General features: G+C 74.6%; 16 protein-coding genes and 3 pseudogenes. 11 read left to right on the top strand and 8 right to left on the bottom strand.

Features of this window, described 5'->3' with window-relative positions; genetic code table 11:
• Nucleotides 1-73: 73 nt before the first annotated feature.
• The 3 genes and pseudogenes from ACZ6EM_RS27355 to ACZ6EM_RS27345 form a co-directional block, all read right to left on the bottom strand.
• Nucleotides 74-793, bottom strand: a pseudogene (locus ACZ6EM_RS27355) (Ig domain-containing protein); the annotation flags it as partial.
• 210 nt (nt 794-1003) lie between these two features.
• A pseudogene (locus tag ACZ6EM_RS27350) lies at nt 1004-1621 on the bottom strand (trypsin-like peptidase domain-containing protein); the annotation flags it as partial.
• Nucleotides 1622-1808: 187 nt separating this feature from the next.
• Nucleotides 1809-2738, bottom strand: coding sequence for a hypothetical protein (locus tag ACZ6EM_RS27345; protein WP_401049527.1), 930 nt, complete (start codon nt 2736-2738; stop codon nt 1809-1811).
• 150 nt (nt 2739-2888) lie between these two features.
• Between ACZ6EM_RS27345 and ACZ6EM_RS27340 the strand changes: the two genes are divergently transcribed.
• Both ACZ6EM_RS27340 and ACZ6EM_RS27335 read left to right on the top strand, forming a co-directional pair.
• Nucleotides 2889-4010 (top strand): alpha/beta hydrolase, encoded by a 1122-nt coding sequence (locus ACZ6EM_RS27340; RefSeq protein WP_452177249.1) that lies wholly within the window; start codon nt 2889-2891, stop codon nt 4008-4010.
• Nucleotides 4011-4081: 71 nt separating this feature from the next.
• On the top strand, nt 4082-6448 hold the full coding sequence (locus ACZ6EM_RS27335; RefSeq protein ID WP_465773446.1) for a glycosyltransferase family 39 protein: 2367 nt from the start codon (nt 4082-4084) through the stop codon (nt 6446-6448).
• 77 nt (nt 6449-6525) lie between these two features.
• Here the strand turns inward: ACZ6EM_RS27335 and ACZ6EM_RS27330 are convergent, their stop codons facing one another.
• The 3 genes and pseudogenes from ACZ6EM_RS27330 to ACZ6EM_RS27320 form a co-directional block, all read right to left on the bottom strand.
• The gene (locus ACZ6EM_RS27330) at nt 6526-8091 is read right to left on the bottom strand and encodes an alpha/beta hydrolase (RefSeq protein ID WP_401054890.1); all 1566 of its coding nucleotides are present in this window, start codon (nt 8089-8091) and stop codon (nt 6526-6528) included.
• Between the two features lie 70 nt (nt 8092-8161).
• The gene (locus tag ACZ6EM_RS27325) at nt 8162-8932 is read right to left on the bottom strand and encodes an HNH endonuclease family protein (RefSeq protein ID WP_465773445.1); all 771 of its coding nucleotides are present in this window, start codon (nt 8930-8932) and stop codon (nt 8162-8164) included.
• A 142-nt stretch (nt 8933-9074) separates the two neighbouring features.
• Nucleotides 9075-9280: pseudogene (locus tag ACZ6EM_RS27320) on the bottom strand (GTP 3',8-cyclase MoaA); the annotation flags it as partial.
• Between the two features lie 67 nt (nt 9281-9347).
• Between ACZ6EM_RS27320 and ACZ6EM_RS27315 the strand changes: the two are divergent.
• The 5 genes from ACZ6EM_RS27315 to ACZ6EM_RS27295 all read left to right on the top strand — a co-directional run bounded on the left by ACZ6EM_RS27315 (nt 9348) and on the right by ACZ6EM_RS27295 (nt 14509).
• Nucleotides 9348-9965: a nucleotidyltransferase family protein gene (locus ACZ6EM_RS27315; protein ID WP_452177254.1), complete on the top strand. Its 618-nt coding sequence runs from the start codon at nt 9348-9350 to the stop codon at nt 9963-9965.
• Nucleotides 9966-10139: 174 nt separating this feature from the next.
• Nucleotides 10140-10988: a hypothetical protein gene (locus tag ACZ6EM_RS27310; protein WP_359908005.1), complete on the top strand. Its 849-nt coding sequence runs from the start codon at nt 10140-10142 to the stop codon at nt 10986-10988.
• A gap of 275 nt (nt 10989-11263) precedes the next feature.
• A complete protein-coding gene (locus ACZ6EM_RS27305; protein ID WP_401054453.1) occupies nt 11264-12106 on the top strand; it encodes a hypothetical protein in 843 nt (280 codons plus the stop codon).
• Nucleotides 12107-12265: 159 nt separating this feature from the next.
• Nucleotides 12266-13189, top strand: a complete 924-nt coding sequence (locus tag ACZ6EM_RS27300) for a (2Fe-2S)-binding protein (RefSeq protein ID WP_465773444.1) — start codon at nt 12266-12268, stop codon at nt 13187-13189.
• Between the two features lie 213 nt (nt 13190-13402).
• Entirely contained in the window at nt 13403-14509 is a 1107-nt protein-coding gene (locus tag ACZ6EM_RS27295; protein ID WP_401054449.1) for a DUF2637 domain-containing protein, read from the top strand.
• Nucleotides 14510-14575: 66 nt separating this feature from the next.
• Here the strand turns inward: ACZ6EM_RS27295 and ACZ6EM_RS27290 are convergent, their stop codons facing one another.
• Both ACZ6EM_RS27290 and ACZ6EM_RS27285 read right to left on the bottom strand, forming a co-directional pair.
• Nucleotides 14576-16918, bottom strand: coding sequence for an ATP-binding SpoIIE family protein phosphatase (locus ACZ6EM_RS27290; RefSeq protein ID WP_452177256.1), 2343 nt, complete (start codon nt 16916-16918; stop codon nt 14576-14578).
• 514 nt (nt 16919-17432) lie between these two features.
• Nucleotides 17433-17807 (bottom strand): ATP-binding protein, encoded by a 375-nt coding sequence (locus tag ACZ6EM_RS27285; RefSeq protein ID WP_401054655.1) that lies wholly within the window; start codon nt 17805-17807, stop codon nt 17433-17435.
• Between the two features lie 711 nt (nt 17808-18518).
• Here ACZ6EM_RS27285 and ACZ6EM_RS27280 point away from each other — a divergent pair.
• The 4 genes from ACZ6EM_RS27280 to ACZ6EM_RS27265 all read left to right on the top strand — a co-directional run bounded on the left by ACZ6EM_RS27280 (nt 18519) and on the right by ACZ6EM_RS27265 (nt 22725).
• Nucleotides 18519-19229 carry an urease subunit gamma gene (locus tag ACZ6EM_RS27280; RefSeq protein WP_401055214.1) on the top strand — a complete coding sequence of 237 codons (711 nt, stop codon included), beginning with the start codon at nt 18519-18521 and terminating at the stop codon, nt 19227-19229.
• Entirely contained in the window at nt 19226-20947 is a 1722-nt protein-coding gene (locus tag ACZ6EM_RS27275; RefSeq protein ID WP_465773443.1) for an urease subunit alpha, read from the top strand. Before ACZ6EM_RS27280 ends, ACZ6EM_RS27275 begins: the two co-directional genes overlap by 4 nt.
• Before the next feature lie 52 nt (nt 20948-20999).
• Nucleotides 21000-22049, top strand: a complete 1050-nt coding sequence (locus ACZ6EM_RS27270) for an agmatine deiminase family protein (RefSeq protein ID WP_401056518.1) — start codon at nt 21000-21002, stop codon at nt 22047-22049.
• A gap of 76 nt (nt 22050-22125) precedes the next feature.
• The gene (locus ACZ6EM_RS27265) at nt 22126-22725 is read left to right on the top strand and encodes a TetR/AcrR family transcriptional regulator (protein WP_465773442.1); all 600 of its coding nucleotides are present in this window, start codon (nt 22126-22128) and stop codon (nt 22723-22725) included.
• Nucleotides 22726-22784 lie beyond the last annotated feature (59 nt).

Below are 22784 nucleotides of genomic sequence, written 5' to 3'. Positions count from 1 at the left end.
GACCAGCATAGGCCGGTGCGCACCCGAGGGCGGTGACCGTCGAACCGGCCACCGCCCCTTGGGCGTTACCTGGTCAGCCGGTCTGGACGGAGGTGTCGTCGATCACGAAGCTGGTCTGGAGCGAGGCGTCCTCGGTCCCGGCGAACTTCACGGTGACGCTCTGGCCCGCGTAGGCCGACAGGTCGAAGGTGCGCTGCTGGTAGCCGGCCGCGGCGTCCACGTTGGAGTAGGTCTTCAGCGCGGTGCCGTTGACCGACACGGTCAGCTTGTCGTACGCGGTGCTGCCCGACTCGGCGGTGTCGATGTGCAGCCAGAAGCTCAGCGTCGCCTTGCAGCCCGACGGGATGCTCACCGTCTGCGACAGCGAGTCCGAGTGGGTCGAGCCGTAGCCGTTCAGCCACGCCTTCCAGGAGCCGCCGTGGGCCGCCTGCGAGGAGCTGTTGTCCACCACGCCGCTGGACGTCGTCCACGGGGTGGCGGTGCCGGTCTCGAAGCCCGCGTTGCCCAGCAGCTGCGCCGGGGTGCAGCTGCCGCCACCGGTGGAGACCGCCCAGGCGAAGGAGGTGGAGGCCGACGTGCCCGCGGCGTCCGTGACGGTGACGGTCACGGTGGAGCTGCCCGCGGTGGAGACGGTGCCCGCGATGACGCCGGTGGAGGAGTTGATCGACAGCCCGGCGGGCAGGCCGGTCGCGGCGTAGGACAGCGGGGCGGTGCCACCGGAGGCGCCGATCTGGAGGTTCACCGCACCGCCGACGACGGTGGACTGGTTGCCCGGGTTGGTCACCGAGACGGTGCCGCTGCCGGCCGGCTTGGTGAGCAGGCAGCCGGAGACGTTGAGGTCGATGGCCCGGCTGGAGTTCAGGCAGGTGGTGAACCAGTACGTCTCCTCGCCGTAGCTCTGGCCCTTGAAGGCCTTGGTGGTGCCGTCGGCGGCCACCTCGCACGGGTTGTTGAGGGTGCACATGGCGCCGTCGTCATTGCCGGTGTTGTTGATGCCGATGATCCGCCCGCTGGCGGACTCGACGATCGGCGAGCCGGAGGTGCCGTGCGTGGTGTTGCAGCCGGAGCTGTAGCGCAGCGAGTCGTGCCAGGTCCACTCGTCCTCGCGCAGGGTCGGCACGAAGCCGTTGACGGAGCAGTTCCAGACCTGCTTCCAGTACGACGAGGGTATGTACATCGACGCGCCGTCGGTCGGGTGCGAGTCGCTGATGGTCAGCGCGGTGGCGCCGTACTTGGAGCTGATCGACCCGTAGGTGTCGGTGAGTTGGTAGAGCGCGACATCGGTGCCGGTCATCGTCGCGTAGAGCACCTTGTCGGCCTGGACGGTGCCCAGGCTGTTGCCCGCGCCGTTCAGCAGGGTGCCGCTGCGGCTGGCGGTGGCGTTCTGGATCACCTGGCCGGCCGAGGGCATGGTCGGCAGGCAGTGCCCGTTGGTGAGCATCAGCGCGCGGTCGCCGGCCACCGAGGTGGGGTAACGGACCAGCGAGGCCGAGCAGTTGCTCAGGGCGATGGTGGACGTCAGGTCGGCCGCCTGGACGGCCTGCGCGGGGGCGGCGGCGAAGGCCAGCCCGCCCGCGACGACGGCACTGGTACCGGCCACCGCGACAAATCTCTTGAACATGGCTCTCCTTGTGGGGGATCGCGGGGTGTACGACTGGTCGCCGACGCCCGCGCCGCACGAAAGTGCCATGGCCACTTCAAGAGGTCAAGGATTGTGACCGAACTCGCCACTGCCCGGCACGGGTCGTGCCATCCGAAGGCAACGACCCGTCCCGGTATGCCCGTTACGGGCAGAGGCTACGCGGCGGCTACGGCTGCGGGGCGGTGGCCGCGGTCAGCCAGGCAGAATTGCCGGTGCCCTCGCCGCCCTCCGCGCGGAGCTTGACGGTCCAGGTCGTCCCGGACGGCTCGAACTCGTACTTGTCACCGACCTTGACGAACCGGCAGTCCTGGGTGAACTGCTTCACGTCGGCGTCCCAGTCCACTCCGGTGGTGTAGTGGAAGGCGTACGAGCCCGACGTGATGCCCTCGATGGTGGCCTTCTGCCCCTTGACCACGTACATCGAGGCCACGGCCTGGCCGTCCTGGACGACCGAGACGACGGCGTCCACGTCCCCGTTGTTGGTGAAGGTCAGCTCCCCCTTGCCGCGGTTCCCGCCGTCGCGGACCGGGGAACCGTTCTCCTGGGCCCGCGGCTGCGGCTGCGGCTTGGGCAGTTGCGGAACGGTGAGGGCGGCCGGCTGGCCGGCCGTCGCCAGCTTGGCGAGCGCGGCGGGGACCGCCACCAGTCCCTGGCCGCCGCCGAGCTGTGCCTGGATGACGCCGACGGTGCAGTACTTCTTGAGGTTGAGGTCGGTGCGGATCGTCAGCGCCTCGGAGGAGAGCGTGTTCAGGCCCGTCACCAGTTCGGTGCGCGCCGCGTCGACCCCGTCCGGTGCGCCGGCTGCCTTCAGGCTCCGGACCGCGCGGTCGGCACTGGACTCCACGATGGCGAGCGCGGTCTCGACCTCCTTCACGGTCGTCGCCGCGGCCACCTTCGACAGCCCGGTGCCGACCGGCTCCAGGGACTGCGCGAGCGTCGTCCCGAACGGCGTCGCCGAGGCGCTCGGCACGACCGTCGCCGAAGCGCTCGGCGCGGCGGCACCACCACCCCCGCCGGAGCAGGCCGCGAGCAGCAGCACCCCGCCGACCGCCAGACCCGCCCCACCCGAAGACCCCGCGCACCGCATCGACTTCACGACCCCACCCCACTGTCATCCGCCGCGCACTCCCCGTACGCGTCAGGGCGGCATGCTGCCGAGCACGAACCATCCGGGTCAACCCGATAAGGACGATCATCGGAAGGGGCCGCCCCGGGGCCTCCACGGAGGTCAACTACGATCGGGCTCGTGCTCAGTCTCACCGGACTCCCGCTCCAGATCATCGCCTCCCTCCTCGCGATCGCCGTCTTCGCCGCCACCATGTGGCTCTGGCCGCGGTTCGGCGGGAAGGGCTGGAAGGCGTGGCTGGGCCGGATCGGCGCGTTCCTCGCCACCCAGGTGTCGGTCCTGGCCGCGATGGGCCTGATCGCCAACAGCTACTTCGGCTTCTACAGCTCCTGGACCGACCTGCTCGGCACCAGCGGCGGGCTCGGCACGGTGGTCGACCACCAGCCCAACGCCTCCGGGGTGGCCGTCACCGGCGAGCAGAGGTTCTACTCCGCCCAGGGCTCGGACCCGGAGCGCTCCGGCCTGATCCAGAAGGTCGACGTCAAAGGAGCCGGCAGCGGTCTGACCACCGAGGCGTACGTCTACCTGCCGCCGCAGTACTTCCAGCCGGACTACGCCAAGCAGCGCTTCCCGATGGCCCTGGTGCTGACCGGCTACCCGGGCACTCCGGAGAAGCTGATCTCGCTGATGCAGTACCCGGCGTCCACGCTGAACGCGATCGAGCAGAAGAAGCTGCCGCCGACCGTCCTGGTGATGACCCGCCCCACCCTGGTCGGCGACCGGGACACCGAGTGCGTGGACGTGCCGAACGGCCCCCAGGTGGAGACCTTCTTCACCACCGACCTGCCCAAGGCCCTCGCCACCACGTACCGGATCGGCACCGACCCGGCCAACCGGGCGGTGATCGGCAACTCCACCGGCGGCTACTGCGCGCTCAAGTTCGCGCTGCGCAAGCCCGACTCCTACCGCGCGGCGGTCGCCCTCTCCGGCTACTACAGCGCCGCCCACGACGCGACCACCGGTGACCTCTTCGGCGGCAACGACCGGCTGAAGCAGGAGAACGACCTGCTGTGGCGGCTGAAGAACCAGCCGCCGGCCCCGGTCTCACTGCTGCTGACCACCGCGAAGGACGAGAACAACCGCGACGAGACCGAGGCCATGGTCGCCGCCTTCAAGGCCCCGACCAAGATGTCCACCATCACCCTGGACACCGCCGGCCACAACTTCCACACCTGGACCCGGGAGATCCCCCCGGCCCTGGAGTGGCTGGGCGAGCACCTCACCATGCCGCCATCCGCCTGACGTTCCGGATCACACGCGCCTCACAGCCCCGTCTCACGGTTCTCTCAGCCGCGCCACCCACCGTATGGCGCATGACCACGAGCAGCTACTCCCCTCCGGCCGGCGAACCGTGGCCCGAGGCCGCGAACCACCCGCCGCCGGAGGTGCCGCCCGGCCCGGCCCGGCCGGACCCGGCGCCGCTCTTCCCCGAGCAGCCCCTGCCGCCCACCGGCCCCAAGGGTCCGGCGTCCTGGTCCGGCCGGCTGCGCACCCTCCCGGCCCGCGCCTGGCGCGGGCGCGCGGACGACCCGCGCTGGGTACGCCCGGCCCTGCTGGCGCTGCTGGCCGCGACCACCGTCCTCTACCTGTGGGGCCTGAGCGCCTCCGGCTGGGCCAACTCCTTCTACTCGGCCGCCGTGCAGGCCGGCTCCCAGAGCTGGAAGGCCTTCTTCTTCGGGTCCTCGGACGCGGCGAACTTCATCACCGTCGACAAGCCCCCGGCCTCGCTGTGGCCGATGGCCCTGTCGGCGCGGATCTTCGGCCTCTCCTCGTGGTCGGTGCTGGCCCCGCAGGCGCTGATGGGAGCGGCCACCGTCGGCGTGCTGTACGCGACGGTGCGCCGCCGCTTCTCCCCGCTCGGCGGCCTGCTGGCGGGCGCCGCGCTGGCGCTCACCCCGGTCGCGGCGCTGATGTTCCGCTTCAACAACCCGGACGCGCTGCTGGTGCTGCTGCTGACGCTGGCCGCGTACGGGCTGGTGCGCGCGGTCGAGGCGGCGGGCACCCGGTGGCTGGTGTTCACCGGGGTGGTGTTCGGCCTCGCCTTCCTCACCAAGACCCTGCAGGCCTTCCTCGTGCTGCCCGCGTTCGCGGTGATCTACCTGGTCGTCGCGCCCACCGGCCTGTGGCGGCGGGTGCGGCAGCTGCTGCTCTCGGGCGCGGCGATGGTCGTGGCCGGCGGCTGGTGGGTGGCGGTCGTCGAGCTGCTGCCCGCCTCCGCCCGCCCGTACGTCGGCGGTTCGCAGGACAACAGCTTCCTCTCGCTCACCTTCGGCTACAACGGCCTCGGCCGGATCAACGGCGACGAGACCGGCAGCGTGGGCGGCGGCGCCCGGATGCCGGCCGGGCTCGACCTGCCGGGCGGTGCGATGCGCGGCGGCGGTCGCGGCTGGGGCCGGACCGGGCTGACCCGGATGTTCGGCACCGACATCGGCGGACAGATCGCCTGGCTGCTGCCGGCCGCGCTGATCCTGCTGGTGGCCGCCCTCTGGGCGACCCGCCGCTACGCCCGCACCGACACCGCCCGCGCGGCCTTCCTGGTCTGGGGCGGCTGGCTGCTCTCCACCGCGCTGATCTTCAGCTTCATGTCCGGGATCTTCCACCAGTACTACACGGTGGCGCTGGCCCCGGCCGTCGCGGCGCTGGTCGGCATGGGTGTGGACGGCCTGTGGCGGGCCCGGCACCGGCTGCCCCGGGCGCTGGTGCTGGCCGGGACGCTCGCGGTGACGGCGGTCTGGGCGTTCGTGCTGCTCGGCCGTAGCCCGGACTTCGTGCCGTGGCTGCGCTGGGCGGTGCTGGTCGGCGGGCTGCTCGCGGCGGCGGCGCTGGCCGCCGGTCCGCTGGTCGTCGGCTCGCCGGCCGCCGGGTCGCCGACCGGGCGGTTCTCCGGCCGGACCGGCGCGCGGATCGCCTCGGTGGCGGGCCTGGTGGGCCTGGCGGCGGCGCTCGGCGGTCCGGCGGCGTACGCGGTGGACACCGTGAACACCCCGCACACCGGCTCGATCGTGACCGCCGGGCCGGGCGTGGACGGCGCGTTCGGACCGGGCGGCACGGGGCGCAAGGGCGGCAAGGGCCTCCCGGGCGGGCAGAACGGCCAGGGTTTCCCCGGCGGCCAGGGCTTCCCGGGCAGCGGCACGGGGGCGGGCACCGACCACGGCAACGGCCGCCACGAGCGCGGCAACGGCACCGGCAGCGGCACCGGCTTCCCCGGCGCGCAGGTTCCCGAGGGCACGGGCACCGACGGCCTCCCCGGCGGCGCCACCGCCGGCGGCCCGCCCCCCGGCGGCATGGGCGGCCTGCTCGACGGCCCCAAGGTGACCGACGAGGTCGCCGCCATGCTGAAGGAGAACGCCGACCACTACACCTGGGCGGCCGCCACGATCGGCTCGCAGACCGCCGCCGGCTACCAACTCGCCACCGGCGAACCGGTGATGGCCCTCGGCGGCTTCAACGGCACCGACCCCTCGCTGACCCTGGACGGCTTCCGGACGTACGTCCAGGAGGGCAAGGTGCACTGGTTCATCGGCGCCGGCGGCTCCCACCGCGGCTTCGGCGGCGCGGGCGGCGACGAGGGCGGGCAGCAGAACGAGTCCGCCCGGATCGCGTCCTGGGTGGCCGCCCACTTCACCGCGGAGACCATCGGCTCGACCACCTTCTACAACCTGACGGCCCCCACCAACTGACGGTGGGCCCGCAACCCCGAAGGGGGCGTGCCGCGTTCGCGCGGCGCGCCCCCTCCGCCGTCCCCGGCCGCCCGTCCTCAGTCGGTCGCGCAGTGGGTGTCCGCCTCCGGCAGCCGTCCGTCCACCAGGTAGGCGGCCACCGCGTCCCGGACGCAGCTGCTCCGGTAGTAGGCCATGTGCCCGTCGCCGTCCCGGGTGAGCAGCACGCCGTGCTCCAGCCCGCCCGCCAGCCGCTGCGCCCAGGCGTACGGGGTGACCGGGTCGCCGGTGGAGCCGATCACGAGGACCGGCGCGCTGCCCTGCGCCCGGACGGGCTGCGGCGCCTCGGGCGAGCGGTACGGCCAGGCCCGGCAGTCCGGGACGAGCAGGGTGCCCGCCGGGTCGTGCCCGGTGGTCAGCGGGGCGCGGGCGGCGAGTTCGGCGAGGGCCGGGCGCAGTTCCGCGGCGGTGGGCGGCGGCGGGCCGTCGGCGCAGGAGATGGCGGCGAAGGCGTCGGCCACGCTCTGGTAGCGGCCGTCCTCGCCGCGTCCGTAGACGCTGTCGGCGAGGGCGAGCAGGTTCTCGCCCTCGCCCCGGGTGACGGCCGGTTCGATGGCGTCGCGCAGCCCGGACCAGGACTGGTGGCCGTCGGCGAGCGCGTCCAGGACGGCGCCCCAGCCGAGCGCGGCGGTGAGCGTACGGCCGTCGGCGGTGCGCAGCGGGTGCTCGCGCAGGCCGTCGAGGAAGCGGGCGAGGCGCTGCGGGGCGGTGGCCGGGTCGGGGCCGAACGGGCAGGAGTCCCCGTCCTCGGTGGCGCAGTCGGCGGCGAAGGCCCGGAACCCGTCCTCGGCGGCGGCGGCCTGTTCGATGCCGAGCCGGGCGGTGGGGACGCCGTGCTCGACGGCGCCGTCGAGCACGAGCCGGCCGGTGCGCTCGGGGAACTCCTCGGCGTAGCGGGCGCCGAGGTGGGTGCCGTAGGAGAAGCCGAGGAAGTCCAGGCGGCGTTCGCCGAGGGCGCCGCGCAGCACGTCGAGGTCGCGGGCGGTGTCACGGGTGCCGAGGTGCGGGAGCAGGTCGGCGTGCCGGGCCTCGCAGGCCTCGGCGAGGACCCGGCCGCGGCCGTAGCCCGGGTCGTCGGTGGCGTCCCACTCGTCGCGCGTGGAGTCGTCCAGGCACTGGACCGGGACGGTGTCGCCGGTGCCGCGCGGGTCGAAGCCGACCAGGTCGTAGCGGTCGTGCAGCGGCCCCTGATAGTTCTTCCAGCCCCAACGGACCATCTTGACACCGGAGTTGCCGGGCCCTCCGGGGTTGAGCAGCAGGGCCCCGAGCCGGTGCTCGCGGTCCGCGGCGGGCACCTCGGTGACAGCGACGTCGATGGTGCGGCCGCCCGGGTCGGCGTAGTCCAGCGGCACCTTGAGGGTGGCGCACCGCACGACGGCCGTGTCCGGGTCGGTGCCGTCGTCGCCGGGGCAGGGCTGCCAGTCGATGTGCTGGTCGTAGAGCGCGCGCAGGGCGGGTGTCGCGGTGGCGGCGACCCGCTCGTCCAGCGGAGGCCGGGCGACGCCGCCCGTGCAGCCGCTCGACAGCGCGAGGGCGAGGACGGCGGCGAGGGCGGGCACGGCGCGCCCGGACGAGCGGGGGAACCGGGAAGTGATCGGGGGCACCGCCCACGAATACCATCCGACCTGCGTCCGAAGCACATCGCACCCGCCCCCGGCCGGGGTCAACGGTCCGTCAGCCGTCGCACTGCTGGAGCATGGCCTTCTTGTCGGCGTCGGTGACGGGCAGCTGGTACTTCAGCGAGACCTGGGCGAAGCGCACCGCGTAGGAGCAGCGGATCCCGGTGTCGGCGGGCAGCCAGGCGGCCGGGCCGGAGTCGCCCTTGGAGGCGTTCTGCGAGCCGTCGGCGGGGATCAGGTTGAGCGGGTCGTTGGCGATCTGGACGCGCTTGGCCTTGTCCCACTTGCTGGCGCCCATCTGCCAGTCGTAGGAGAGCGGCATCACGTGGTCGATCTGGATCTTGGAGGCCTGCTGCTTGGTCCACTGGACGCTCTTGCCGGTGTACGGGTCCCAGATGGTCATCGCGGTGACCGTGCAGTCCGAGCCGTCCTTGTGCTCGACGCCGGTGCCGTCCCGGGCGAGCAGGTCGTTGCGGGTGTCGCACTTGTTGCCGCCGAACGGGACGCCGTCGACGTTGTCCGTCCAGGCGGGGCCGAACTCGTTGCGGTCGTAGCCGTCCTTGGTGCCGACGGCGGCGGTGGCGACCTTGGCGATGACGTCCCGGCCGGCCTTCCGCTCCTCGGGGGTGGTCAGCGGCGCCAGGCCGGGCTTGGTGCCGTCCGGGTTCTGCAGCGGGCTGGTGCCGGTGGCCCCGGCGACAGCGCCGCCACCGGGCTTGGGGCCGGTCGACTGGTGGTCGCGGCCGCCGATCAGCCAGCCGACCAGCGCGAGCGCGCATATCAGGAACACGGTGGCGGCGGACAGGGTGGTGCGGCGGGCGGGCACGGAGAACTCCCGGGATCAGGGGCGGGGTGACGGCGAACCAGCAGATCAGCCGCCCCGAGAGCAGGTCAAGCCGACGCCACGGGCCGGGCCGGAGCATGTCGAAGCTCACACCCGCTCGTGCCGCCCCGCCCCGGCGGGGCGTTCAGCCGCCGATGGCCGACATCGGACGGTCGGGCCGGACGAACCGCGCGCTGCCGATGGCGTGCCCGGGCCCCTTGCCGGCCACCGCCACCCGCCAGGCCGCCTCGATCGCCGCGTCGTCCGCCCCACCGCGCAGCAGTGCCCGCAGGTCCGACTCCTCGGTCGCGAACAGGCGCGCAGCTGCCCGTCGGCGGTCAGCCGCACCCGCCGCAGCGGCTTCCCCTTGTGGCTTCCCACCATGCGCGCCCCGGCCCCGACCGGGCAGGCTGGCCCCATGCAGACTGCGCCGACACCCGCCGGACCGGGCCCGGTCGCCGCCCTGGTCCTGGCCGCCGGGGGCGGGCGGCGCCTGGGCGGGCGGCCCAAGGCCCTGCTCCGGTACGGGGGCCGGCCGCTGGTGGAGCACGCGGTGGCGGTGGTCCGGGCCGGCGGCTGCGCGGACGTCACGGTGGTGCTGGGCGCGCAGGGCGGGCGGGTGCGGGCCACCGCGCACCTGCCGGGCTGCCGGCTGGTCGGCAATCCGGACTGGGCGCAGGGCATGGGCTCCTCGCTGCGGGCCGGCCTGGCCGCCCTGCCGCCGCACGCCACGGCGGCGCTGGTGATGCTGGTGGACACCCCGGGCGTCACCCCGGCCGCGGTGGCCCGGCTGCTGGCCGCCCACCGGGCGGGCGCCGAACTGGCCGCGGCGGCCTACGGCGGGCGGCGCGGGCACCCGGTGCTGATCGGTGCCCGGCACTTCGCCGAGGCGGCGGCGGGCGCCCGCGGCGACGCCGGGGCCCGCGCCCTGCTGGCGGCGCACGCGGCGGAGCTCGTCCTGGTCGAGTGCGCCGACGTCGCCACCCCGGACGACCTCGACACCCCCGCCGACCTGGCCCGCTGGTCCGCCGGGTGAACGTCCCGGTCCGGCCCGCCGGACATCCCCCTCGGGGAGGATTCCGCCCCCACCCGAGCGGGCAGGATTCCCTGATCCGTCCCTGAGGATTGCCTCATTCCGCGCCCGGCGCCGGACATTTCGGGGAGCATGGGAAACGTCCCACCCACCCGCCCCCGACGGACGGAGCCCGCGATGGCCGGACTGCCCGACGACTTCACCGGACACGACCCCACGCGGCCGGGGCCGGGCGGTGGCGCCCGGGCGATCCGCTGCCCCGCCTGCCGCCGCGAGCACCTCTACGAACCTCCCTCCCTCCCCTGCCCGTGCGGGGCCTCGCTCAAGGTGCCGCTGCTGCGCGGCGGGGTGCCGGTGCAAGTGCGCTTCCGGTCCTGGGAGGACTCCTGGCTGAGCATGCGCTGCCCGCACTGCGGCCGCTCCGACCAGTGGCCGCAGCCCGAGTTCACCTGCAACTGCGGCGCCACCGTCCGGCTGCCGGTGGACCGCGCCACCCGCCTGGGCGGCGGCACCGCCGCCCCGCTCGCCGCCCCCGGCCCGCAGGCCGCCCGCCCGTACCCGGCCCACCCGATGAACGCGCCCGCCCCGGCCCCGCCCGCACCGCCCTCGGCCGGCCGCCCCCGCCCGTTCCGCCACCGCGCGCCGTTCCGCCCCCATCCGGTGCGCACCTCGCAGGACGCGGTGTTCACCGCCGCCCGCTACCTGGAGTGGCTGGGCTTCGACGACCTGGAGCTGACCGAGGCCCAGGAGCGCGACGGGGTCACCCTGCTGGGCAGCCGGATGGTCGCCCAGGTGGACACCTGGACCGAGCCCGCCGACGTGAAGTCGGTCGAGTGCCTCTGGCTGCAGACCCTGCACGCCGAGGAGATGGCCGCCGCGATGTTCACCCTCGCGGGTTATTCGCACCAGGCCACCGTGCGCGGCGAACAGCTGCTGGTCGCCCTGTTCAGCCTGGACCTGGCGGGTGTGCCGCAGCCCGCGAACGGCGCCGCCGAGGCCCTGATGGAGACCGGCTGGACCTCCTGACCCACCGGGCGGCCCGCCGGGCCGCCCCCACCTCCGCCCCCACCTCCCCCTCCCGTGTCTCCTCCGGCGTCTCCTCCCGTGCGCATCCCTAGATCATTTTTCCTCCAAAAGCAACAACCTTCGCTCGTGATCTGGTGCACAAGCTCACCCCCGTGTTGAATTGCGGCCACAGCGCGGGCCTTTCGCCCTGTCGTCGCCATGCGTGCGGGTCGTGGCGGCAGGGCCTCAGGGGCAGGTCCGCGCGCTTGCCGGATGGCGCACACAAGGAGGTGGCGTTGTCGGAGCACGGATGGAACCCGAGCGGCCCGGAGGAGCGGGGGCGGGCGGCAGCGGAGGAACCGGGCGACACCGTGTGGCGGCTGAGGTCCCGGGGGTGCTGGCAGGAGGCCGCCGAACTGCTGCGGCCGCCCGCCGAGCACGACCCGGAAGCGGCCCTGGGGCGGGCCGAACTCCTCATCGAGCAGTGCCTGTTCACCGCGGCGCACTGGACCCAGGCGGAACAGGCGCTGCGCCTGGCGGAGGCGCTGGCCTCCGGCACCGAGCAGCGCGCGGCAGCCGCCTGCGCCCGCGGCTTCCTCGCGTACGTGGCGAGCGTGCTCGGCCCGCGGGACCGGCTGGACGAGGCGCAGGCCGCGCTCGGCCGCACCTCGGCGCTGCTGCCGCCGGACGCCCCGGGCCGCCCGCTGCTGGACTTCCGGCGCGGACTGGTGGCCGAGAACCTGCTGCGCGACCGCAGCGCCGCGTGGATCGCCTACCGCCGGGCGCACGAGGGCGCCGGCGAGCGCGGGGACGAACTGCTGCGCTCGTACACCTGGCGGCACCTGGCCGCGCTGGCGCTCTCGCGCGGGGACCGCGGGAACGCCCGGGAGGGCTTCGAGGCCTCCCTGCGGCTGCGCGAGCAACTCGGCTTCACGGTGGGGGTGGCCCCGGCGCTCGCGGCGCTCGCCGAGGTCTCCGAGCCGCCCGAGGCCGCGCGGCTGCGGGCCGAGGCGGCCCGGCTGGTGGCCGGCCTGGGCGGGGTGCCGGTCTGGCTCGCGCGCCAGTTGGCCGCCTCCCGTGCGCCGGGGCCTCCCTCGGACGGGCGCATCACGAGCGAGACTGGAGGAACAATCAGCTAAGGTGAGGCTAACCTGGCCGGGGGGAGCAGTACCCCGGCCAGGTCGCCTTGCCGTTCCCCGGGCACCGCCATGCCCCGGTCCGGCCGCGTCCGACGGCCCGTGCCGCCGGGCACCGCCGGGCGGACCATGGGCGCCCCGGTCGACCCGATGGGGCCGCCCATGACCGCGAGCAGCACCCGGCCCGGCCCCAGGCCGCGCGTCCCCCGCACCACCGGGGCGCGCACCGCCGTCCCCGCCCCCGCTCCCGCCACCCCGGGCGCCCCCTCGTACCACCGGCTGTCCGGACTCACCCCCGTTCTGACGGTGCGCTGCGCCCCGCCCCGGCGCCGCGACGGCTGGCTGCCCGCCGCCGACCTGGCCACCCGCCCCGAGGCGGTGCGCGAGCTGATCGCCCACGACGCCCGGCGGGGCCTCGCCCGCTACGGGCAGCCGCTGCGCCCGGACGTCGCGGCCGGCTTCGGGCTGCACCGCTTCGTCTGGCCGGTCTCGCTGCTGTTCACGCTGCCGTGGTTCCTGGAGCGGCGCGTCCCGCTGCTCACCCTGCGGGACGTCGCGCTGCGCAGGCGCCCCGACGCGGTCGAACTGACCGTCCGCGCGGCGGAGTTCGCCTGCCTGCCGGAGGACCCGGCAGCCGGAGCCGGGCAGGCCCGGACGGTGCCGGACGAGCCGGCGCTGGCCGCCGCCCTGCGGTCCGCCCTGGGCGCCTTCCTGGCCCCGGTGCTCACCGCCTTCGGCCCGGAGGCCCGGCGCGGACCCCGGGTGCTCTGGGCGATGGCCACCGACGCGGTGGTGGAGGGGCTCTGGTACGCGGGCGGGCTACTCGGGGAGCGGGAGCGGGCGCGGACCGAACTGACCGCGCTGCTGGCGCCCGGCGGGGCCCTCGACCCCGCGCGCACGCCCGGCGCGAACGACCGTCCCGCCCCGGCCCCGGCGCCCTTCACCCCGGGCGCCGGTTTCGCGCCCCCGGCGCTCGGTGCGGAGAGCGCCCCACCCCCGGACCGGTCCCGGGCCAGTTGCTGCCTCGTCTACACCGCCGATCCGAGGGACATGTGCGGCGGCTGCCCACGCGTCACGCGGCGTTGACGAAAAGCCGTTCGACTTCGGGTTAGAAAAGCCCGCCATTCCTGGAAAAACCCAGTCGCATTCCTATGACCATGCGATGGTCACCGGGTCAGAAATCCCTCTCCTCAGCGCATTGACGGCGAATCGGCCATTCCTCCGCGCGGAATCCGCCATGATGGTCCCCGCCATCACGGCGCAGGAAAGCGACGCAGGAAAGCGAGGCCGGTTCCGGCGATGAAATTGTCCGACATACCGCTCGGGTGGGCGATCACCGTGGTCGTGGGGCTGCTGGTCAGCGCACTCCTGGTGGCCCTGCTCCGCAGCCGGGGGGCCACCTCCTCCACCGCCGGCCCCGATTCCTGGGAACGTTCCGAGGAACGGCGCCGCCGCAAGGAATCCCTGTACGGCGGCGCCTCCTACACCCTGTTGTTCTGCTGCGCCGGCGTCGCGGCCGCCCTCTCCTTCCACGGCCTGGTCGGCTTCGGCGTACAGAACCTCGGCCTGTCCGGCGGCTGGGAGTACCTCGTCCCGTTCGGGCTCGACGGCGCCGCGATGTTCTGCTCGGTGCTCGCCGTCCGCGAGGCCAGCCACGGCGACGCGGCGCTCGGCTCCCGGCTGCTGGTCTGGCTCTTCGCCGGCGCCTCGGCCTGGTTCAACTGGGTGCACGCCCCGCGCGGGCTGACCCACGCCGGCGCCCCGCAGTTCTTCTCCGGCATGTCCCTCTCGGCGGCGATCCTCTTCGACCGGGCGCTCAAGCAGACCCGCCGGGCCGCGCTGCGCGAACAGGGCCTGGTCCCCCGCCCGCTGCCGCAGATCCGCATCGTCCGCTGGCTGCGCGCCCCGCGCGAGACCTACGCGGCCTGGTCGCTGATGCTGCTGGAGAACGTCCGCAGCCTGGACGAGGCGGTCGACGAGGTGCGCGAGGACAGGCGGGAGCGCACCGTCGAGAAGCAGCGCCGCAAGCTGGCGGGGCGCCGGGAACGGGCCGAGATCCGGGCGATCAACCGCTCCAACAGCGCCTGGCGGCGCGTCGGCGGTGCGACGGCACGGCGGCTGGAGTCCGGCCCGGAGCCCGCCGTGGCCGCCGCGGCCCCCGGAGCGGGGCGTCCCGGAGTGGAACGGTCCGCGGCGGAACGGGTCCGGGCCGAACGGCCCGGGGTGGAGCGGGCCGCCGCGCCGCGCGAGGTGGAGCCGGCCGAGGGCACGGTCGTCCAGCCGGGCCTGCCGGCGCGTCCGGAGCGGCGCACCATCGACCTCACCATGGAGGAGGACACCGTCACCCTGCCCCGGCTGGACTCGCTGGAACGCAAACTGAAGGACCTGGAGCAGCAGTTCGGCTGATCCCCTCCGGCCCGGTCCCCCCGGGCGGCGCGCCGCCTCCCCGGGGAGCCGGAACCGAACGGGGGGTCAGGCCGCTGCCGCCGCCGTCCCGCTGAGTTCGAACCACATCCGCTTGCCGGTGCCGCGCGGCTCCACGCCCCAGGAGTCCGCGAGCGCCTCCACCAGCATCAGCCCGCGCCCGGAGGAGGCCTGCTCCCCCGGCGTCCGGCGGGTCGGCCAGAGGTCCGACTCGTCCTCCACCTCGACCCGCAGCCGGGCCCGGCCGCCGTCCGCCTCCGGCTCCCGGTAGAGCCGGGCGGTGAACATGGCGTCCCGGTCGGTGTGCCGGATGGCGTTGGTGACCAGCTCGGAGGAGAGCAGCTCGGCGGTGTCGATGAACTCGGCCACGCCCCAGCGGCGCAGCGCGTCGCGCAGTTCGGCCCGCACCTCGGCCACCCGCGCCAGGTCGGCCTGGCCGATCCGGCGGCGCAGCTGCTGGGCGGTCAGGCCGCCGGCCGGGCCGTCCCAGCGCAGGAGCAGCAGCGCTATGTCGTCCTCGCGCTCGCTGGAGTCGGCGGCCTGGGAGGCGATCCGGTCGGCCAGCTCCTCCAGCGGGTCGCGGGCGGCCTGCGCGGCGTCCGGCAGCGGGCGGGCGAGCGCCCGGGTGAGCCGCGCGATGCCCTCGTCCAGGTCCATGCCGCGCGCCTCGACCAGGCCGTCCGTACAGAGCAGCACGGTCTCGCCCGGGTCCAGGCTGAACCGGGTGACCCGGTACTCCTGGTCCGGGTCGATGCCCAGCGGCAGCCCGCCGGCCACCGGCACCACGGCGGCGGTGCCGTCCGCGCGGCGCACCACCGGGTCGAGGTGGCCGGCCCGGACGGCGTAGACCACGCCGTAGTCCACGTTGACCTCGGCGTAGGCGCAGGTCGCGAAGTGGTCGGTGTCGAGGTCGGCGAGGAAGCGCGAGGCGCGGGCCATCACGGCGGCGGGCGGGTGGCCCTCGGCCGCGTAGGCGCGCAACGCGATCCGCAGCTGGCCCATGATCCCGGCGGCGTGCACGTCGTGCCCCTGGACGTCGCCGATCACCAGGCCGACGTGTCCGCCGGGCAGCGGCACCACGTCGTACCAGTCGCCGCCGATCTGGAGGCCGGAACCGGCCGCGAGGTAGCGCACCGCCGTGGTCACGCCCGGGACGGACGGGACGGTGCGCGGCAGCATCACCCGCTGGAGGCCGGCCGCCAGCTCGTGCTCGGCGTCGTGCAGCCGGGCCCGGGCCAGCGACTGGGCGACCAGCCCGCCCAGGGTGGTGAGCAGGGTGCGCTCGTCCGCGTCGAGCTCGCGCTCGTCGTCGAAGCTGACCACGCACACGCCGATCGCCCGGCCGCTGGCCACCAGCGGCAGGTACGCCCAGGAACCCCGGCCGCTGCGGCTGGTCGGCTCCCACACCTCGGGGTAGCCCTCGCGGAACTCCTCGCGGGTCGAGACGAAGACCGGCGTACGGTGGCGCAGCGCCTCGGCCGCCGGGTGCCCGGGCGGCAGCACGGTGCGGTCCCAGACCGCCAGCGTGTCGGCGCGGTAGCCGGAGGCCCCGAGGATCTGCGCCCGGCCGGCCTCGAAGGAGGCCAGCACCAGGCCGTCCGGCGGCAGCCCGGGCAGCGGCAGCTCGGTGAACACCCGGGCCACGTCACGCACGGTGACGGCTTCGGAGAGGGCGCGCGCCGCCTCCTTGATGAACCGGGAGCGCTCCTCGCGCAGCAGCGCCATCCGGTCGGCGTGGTCCCGCTTGTGCAGCTCGACGGTGGCGTCCCAGACGAAGCCGACCATCCGGGAGGCCCGGCCGAAGGCGTCGGCGAGCACCCGGCCGCGGAAGCGCACCGCGCGCATGCCGCCCTTCGCCCCGACCGTGCGGTAGTAGGCGCCGCACTGGCCCAGCTCGGCCACCGCGCGCTCGACCCGGCGGCGCACCACGGGCGCGTCCTCGGGGTGCAGCAGGGCCAGGAAGGAGGCGGCGGTGCGGTCGAAGCGCCCGTGCTCCAGGGCGTCCAGTCCGACGATCGTGCAGGCCCGCTGGTCGCCCTCCAGGACGTCGCGGCGGATGTCCCAGTCGAAGGAGCCGATGCCGTTGGCCGCCATCGCGGGCTCCAGCCAGTCCGGCATGGTGTCCGCGGAGGACGGCGGCAGTCCGCCCGACAGCACGGGCGCCAGCCGGGCGGCGGCGAGGCTCGGCGACGGGCGCACCGCGGAGCCGCGGCGCGTGGTCTGGGCGGGCGGCCGGGCCCGGCCGGTCCCGGTGGTGGTGGCGCCGGCGACGGGCCGCCCGGGAGTGCGCGGCTCCGGGGCGCCCGGCTGCTCGGCGACGCGCGGCTCGACGGCCCGCTGTCCGACCGCTCGCGGCCCGGCGGCTCTCGGGTCGGCGGTGCGCGGCTCCACGCTTCGCGGTTCCACGGTTCGCGGCTCGACGCCGGGCGCCGCGCCGGGAGGAAGTGCCGGCCCCGGCGACTCGGGCTCAGTGGGCATGCTGCTCCTGCCGCTGCCGTGGCGGACCGCGCCGACCGTCCGGACGGGCCGCATGGCGGTGTGATGGGTCGTGCTGGATAGGACGGTGCGACGGACGGTGGCCAGTCGAGGTTCGGTCTCCCCGCTGCTTCCCGCCACGTGGACACACATTCCCACCATCCTGGCCAATGTTCGGCCGAGCGGCAATGCCAACGGGCCGGAAACCTTCCGTTCCGCCTTCTGTTCCGGGCTTCCTTCGACAGCGAATCAATCGATGGCGAACGATCGTACGACCCCGGTGACGGGCCCGGTGACGGGCCCGGTGACGGGCCCGGGGGCCGTCGGGCCGTGGCCGCGCCGATGCCGAGACCGATGCCGAGACCGGTGCCGGTGCCGATGCCGATGCCGATGCCGATGCCGAGAGACTGTGCCGGCGCCGGGGCCGGGATCAGGGCGTGGCGAGTTCGAACCAGGTGACCTTGCCGTCGCCGCGCAGCTGTACGCCCCAGGAGTCCGCGAGCGCCTCCACCAGCAGCAGGCCGCGCCCCGAGGTCGCGTACTCGGCCTCCGGATCGCGGCGGCGCCCGGGAAGTCTGCTGGTGCCGTCCTGCACCTCGATCCGCAGCCGGTGGTCCGAGTCGAGCACCGCGTCGAACACCGCGCCCGTGCCCGTGTGCAGCAGCGCGTTGGTGACCAGCTCGGAGGAGAGCAGCTCGGCAGTGTCGGACAGCTCCGGCACCCCCCAGTGGCTCAGCGCCGAACGCAGCCGCCGCCGGACCGCGCCCACCCCGACCAGGTCCGCCGGATCGAGCGTGAGGTGCAACCGCCGGTGCAGGGCACAACCCGGAGCCGGTGCACCCGGCAGGGTCGTCCCGGTGCTGCCGGTCGGCCCCTGGACCGGCCCGGACCGGTAGGCGTCGCCGGAACTCGTCCGCTGCCGCGGGAATCGCGACTGACCGTCCATCAACCCATGCCCCCGCCCTGAAATCCGGGCCCCCGCCTCCGGATCCCCCGCCGGCCGGGTGGCCCCCTCGTTCTGACCACTCATCCTCATGCCCAGTTGACGGCGTTTGCAACAGTGTGCGTCCGATCACGTGGGGTGAAAGGGGCACGGAGTGGTTCGCGTGATCCAACTGCCCGCGCCGGACAGGTTTGCGAAGCGCAGAGGCGATTTTCGAGGGCGCCGCCACCCGATCCCGCGCACACCCGGCGCCCGTACGGACCGCGCGCCCGACCGCGCGCCCCCGCCCCGCTCCGGCCGCGCGCCCGACCCGGGCGGCGGGTCTGCGCTCCGGGTCCGGGTGGCGGGTCCGGGTGGCGGTCCGCGGACCCGACCGGCCCGCCACCCCCGTCGCGCCCCTCACCCCCATCCCCCGCCCAGCAAGCCGAACCCCCGCGGAGCGGCAACGCTGGACAGGGCGGCCCGGTGCGGGTTCAATGACCCGAGATGTTTGAACGATGTTCTAACATTGCCCCCGACAGCCCCCAGGCCCCCCGAGCCGACCCCCTCCCCGGCGACCGCGAGCGAGGAACCGTGCGACTGACCCCCACCGAGCGGGACCGGCTGCTGATCTTCACAGCAGCCGAGCTGGCCCGCGCCCGCCGCGCCCGGGGCGTGCGCCTCAACATCCCCGAGGCCACCGCCCTGATCGCGGACGCCGTCTGCGAGGCCGCCCGCGACGGCCGGCGCCTGGCCGAGGCCATCGAGGCCGGCCGCTCCGTGCTGACCGCCGACGACGTCCTGCCCGGCGTGCCGGACGTGGTCACCGTCGTCCAGGTCGAGGCCGTCTTCGAGGACGGCACCCGCCTCGCCGTCGTCAACGACCCGTTCAAGGGCGTCGGCTCGCTCGGCGACGAGGCCCCCGGCGGCGCGCTGATCGGCGACGGAGCCGGCTACGACCCGGTCGAGGAGACACTGCTGCTCCCCGTGCACAACACCTCCGCGGTGCCGATCTCGGTCACCTCGCACTTCCACTTCTTCGAGGCCAATCCGCGGCTCGCCTTCGACCGCGCCGCCGCCTACGGCACCCACCTGGCCGTCCCGGCCGGCTCCTCGGTGCGCTTCGATCCCGGCGCCACCGTCGAGGTCGGCCTGGTGCCGATCGGCGGCGGGCGGGTCGCGATCGGTTTCGCGGGGCTCGTGGACGGCCCGCTGGACGCGCCCGGCGCGAAGGAGGCCGCCCTGGCGAAGGCCCGCGCCACCGGCTACCTCACCCACTTCGACGACGCGGAGGTCGAGTCGTGACGTCCATCACCCCGCACGACTACATCTCGGTGCACGGCCCGCGCGCCGGGGACCGGGTCCGGCTCGGCGACAGCGGACTGATCGTCCGCGTGGAGTCCGACTCCCAGGCGCCCGGTGACGAGTTCCTGGCCGGCTTCGGCAAGACCGCCCGCGACGGCCTGCACCTCAAGCCCGCCGCGGTCCGGGACACCTGCGACGTCGTGATCAGCAACGTGCTGGTGATCGACGCGATCCAGGGCATCCGCAAAACCTCGATCGGCCTGATCGGCGACCGGATCGCCTCGATCGGGCGGGCCGGCAACCCGGACACCCTGGACGGCGTGGACGTGGTCGTCGGCACCGGCACCACGATCGTCTCCGGCGAGGGCATGATCGCCACCGCCGGCGCCATCGACACCCACGTCCACCTGCTCTCGCCGCGGATCATGGAGGCCTCGCTGGCCTCCGGCGTCACCACCATCATCGGCCAGGAGTTCGGCCCGGTCTGGGGCGTCGGCGTCAACTCGCCCTGGGCACTGCGCCACGCCTTCAACGCGTTCGACGCCTGGCCCGTCAACATCGGCTTCCTGGGCCGAGGTTCGTCCTCCGACGAGGCCCCGCTGATCGAGGCGCTGGCCGAGGGCGGGGCGTCCGGCTTCAAGGTGCACGAGGACATGGGCGCGCACACCCGCGCCCTGGACACCGCGCTGCGGGTCGCCGAGGAGTACGACGTCCAGGTCGCCCTGCACACCGACGGGTTGAACGAGTGCCTGTCGGTCGAGGACACCCTGAAGGTGCTGGAGGGCCGGACCATCCACGCCTTCCACATCGAGGGCTGCGGCGGCGGACACGTCCCCAACGTGCTCAAGATGGCCGGCGTGCCGAACGTCATCGGCTCCTCCACCAACCCGACGCTGCCGTTCGGCCGGGACGCCCTCGGCGAACACTTCGGCATGATCGTCTCCGCGCACGACCTCAAGGTCGACCTGCCCGGCGACGCCGCGATGGCCCGCGACCGCATCCGGGCCGGCACCATGGGCGCCGAGGACGTCCTGCACGACCTCGGGGTCATCGGCATCACCTCCTCCGACGCCCAGGGCATGGGCCGGGCCGGCGAGACGGTGCGCCGCACCTTCGCCATGGCCGGCAAGATGAAGGCCGAACTCGGCCCGCTCGACGGCACCGGCTCGTACGGCACGACGGAGAGCGGCGACGACAACGAGCGCGTGCTGCGCTACATCGCCAAGCTCACCATCAACCCGGCCATCGCCCACGGCCTCGCGCACGAGGTCGGCTCCATCGAGATCGGCAAGCTCGCCGACATCGTGCTGTGGCGCCCGGACCACTTCGGCGCCAAGCCGCAGCTGGTCCTCAAGGCCGGATTCCCCGCGTACGGCGTGGTCGGCGACCCCAATGCCTCCACCGACCGCTGCGAACCGCTCGTCCTGGGACCGCAGTTCGGCGCCCACGGCGCGACCGCCGCCGACATCTCGGTGGCCTTCGTCGCCCAGGCCGCCGCCGACGGCGCGTACCTCGACCGGGCCGCCGACGGGCTGCCCACCCGCCGCCGCCGGGTCGGCGTCCGGGGCACCCGCGGCATCGGACCGCGCGACATGGTGCGCAACGCCCGCGTCGGCCACGTCGAGGTCACCGAGACCGGGCTGGTCTCGCTCGACGGCTCGCCGCTGCGCTCCGAACCCGCGGACAGCGTCTCGCTCAGCCGCCTCTACTTTCTCTGACCCCCCGCGCTCCGACCCCCCGCGCCACGGCCCCGGACCTCTTGAGGACTCGATGACGACCACCCCCACGCCCGCCTCCCTCGGCTACCGGATGCCCGCCGAGTGGCACCCGCACGAGCGCACCTGGATGGCCTTCCCCACCACCAACCCCACCTTCGACGGCCCCGAGCAGCTGCACGCCGCCCGCCAGGCCTGGGCCGCCGTCGCCGACACCATCGTCGGGTACGAGCCGGTGACGCTGATCGTCAACACCGGTGAGACCGAGGAGGCCCGCAAGTACGTCTCCGAGCGGGTCGACATCGTCGAGCGCCCGCTGAACGACGCGTGGATGCGCGACATCGGCCCGTCCTTCCTGATCGACGGCAAGGGCTCGCTGGCCGCCGCCGACTGGATCTTCAACGGCTGGGGCGCGCAGTCCTGGGCCCGCTGGGACAAGGACCAGCACATCGCCGAGCACATCGGCGAACTGACCGGGGTGCGGCGCTTCGCCTCCCGGCTGATCAACGAGGGCGGCGGCATCCACGTCGACGGCGACGGAACGGTGCTGGTCACCGAGACCGTCCAGCTCGGCGAGGGCCGCAACGCCGACTGGACCAAGGAGGAGGTCGAGGCCGAGCTGCACGCCTTCCTCGGCACCACCAAGGCGATCTGGCTGCCGCGCGGACTCACCCGCGACTACGACGAGTTCGGCACCCGCGGGCACATCGACATCGTCGCCTCCTTCGTGCGCCCCGGCGTCGTGGTCGCCCACGTCCAGCCCGACCCCTCGCACCCGGACCACGAGGTCTGCCGCGAACTGGTCGCCGTGCTGCGCGCCTCGACCGACGCCCGGGGCCGGCCGCTGGAGGTCGTCGAACTGCCCGCCCCCACCGTCCTGCTGGACGAGGACGGCGAGCCGGTCGACTACTCCTACATCAACCACTACGTGGCCAACGGCGCGGTCGTCCTGTGCGCCTTCGACGACCCGCGCGACCAGGAGGCCGCCGCCATCCTCGCCGAGGCCTACCCGGGCCGCACCGTCGAACTCGTCGACGCCCGCGAGATCTTCGCGAACGGCGGCGGCATCCACTGCATCACCCAGCAGCAGCCGAAGGCACTCTGACGCCCCGTCCGGGCGGGGGCCCCGCGCCCCCGCCCGGACGGCTTCCGAGGCCCCGTTCCACCGAGGAGACCCGCACATGGCCGACCCCCGCCCGCGCCGGCCGGCCCGCCCCCGCGAGGAGGTCTTCGCCACCGCCCGGGCCGCGATCGCCGAACACGGGCTCGCCAAACTCACCATGGCCGGGCTCGGCAAGCAGCTCCGGATGAGCGCCGGGCACCTGCTCTACTACTTCGGCAGCAAGGACCAGCTGCTGCTGGAAACCCTGCGCTGGAGCGAGGAGCAGCTCGGCGCCCGCCGCCGCGAGGCCCTCGCCGACCGCACCCTCGACCCCTGGCAGCGCCTCGACGCCTACCTGCGCCTCTACCTGCCGGAGGGCGCGGGCGACCCGCGCTGGATCCTCTGGGTCGAGGTGTGGGGCCGCTCCCCCGCGAGCGCCGAGATCCGCCAGGGCCAGCAGGAGATCGAGGCCCCCTGGCACGCCGACCTGGTCGCCCTCATCGAGGAGGGCGCCGCCGCCGGCCACTTCACCCCCGGCCCCGCCGCCGACCGCGCCCTGCAGATCCGCGCCCTGCTCGACGGCCTCGCCGTCCCCATCGCCATCGGCCTCCCCGACGCCCACCGCCCCGCCGCCCTCACCCAGGCCACCGCCGTCACCGGCATCCTCCTGCGCACCTGAACCCGCCCGCGGCTCCCGCCCGCGGCCGCGCGAGAAGTCGGCCTGGCCGACTTCTCGCG

The organism is Kitasatospora sp. NPDC041917 (assembly GCF_055589745.1).
The sequence above is the reverse complement of the archived record's forward strand: the minus strand, read 5'-3'. Positions and strand labels throughout refer to the sequence as shown.